1 protein-coding gene is annotated in these 662 nt (G+C 39.1%); it reads left to right on the top strand.

Features of this window, described 5'->3' with window-relative positions; all coding sequences use genetic code 11:
- On the top strand, positions 1 to 622 hold a 622-nt coding region (locus CCU_RS01055), incomplete at its 5' end, for a hypothetical protein (RefSeq protein ID WP_208895883.1).
- Positions 623 to 662: the final 40 nt, after the last annotated feature.

Here is a 662-nt window from a genome sequence, read left to right as displayed (position 1 = left end):
CGGCAGTATATACCGCCCGGAGATTAATCTGAACCGGTCTGTGTATGCCAGCATGGACTGGATAAATACTACGCATCTGGATATGTATGTTAAGGCGAAATGCAATGGCATACAAGTGTATGAGAATGAACAGCCGGGAGTTGACTATATCATCAAAAAGGGAGATGAAGCATCTCTTAGGGAACAGATTGCGTTTGCCATGACTGGCATAGAGCATTATATAATTCCGGCGTTTGACAAGGTGGTGGATTTAAAGACATGCGTGGATTATTTAGAGTTATATGCTTTTAGTAATTTGTATATCAGCAGAAAAACTGAATGTAATGGGGATGTATTTATTTTGCCGGCAAAGTATCCGAATAAAGAATCCTATAGAGTGAAAGTGCAAAATGATTTCCATGAGGAAAAAAGAATAGTGATGCAACGTGTTTCAGAAGGGAAAATGACAGAAGAAGAAGGTAAACAGGAACTGCTTTGGTATGAAAGGCGGTTTTGTGACAATATTGAAAGATATGGGAAATTTTTTGAAGATGAAGCAACCCAAAAAGAAGTTTCGCGGTTAAAGGCAGAGCGCGCAGAAAAAAATTTAAATGCAATACGTGCGATGGGAATTGAAGTGTAAAAGACGGGGGGCAAAAAGAAGGGAGTAAGCATATGAAATT

Source organism: Coprococcus sp. ART55/1 (assembly GCF_000210595.1).
Classification (GTDB): domain Bacteria; phylum Bacillota; class Clostridia; order Lachnospirales; family Lachnospiraceae; genus Coprococcus; species Coprococcus aceti.
This window is presented reverse-complemented; position numbering and strand designations above follow the sequence as displayed.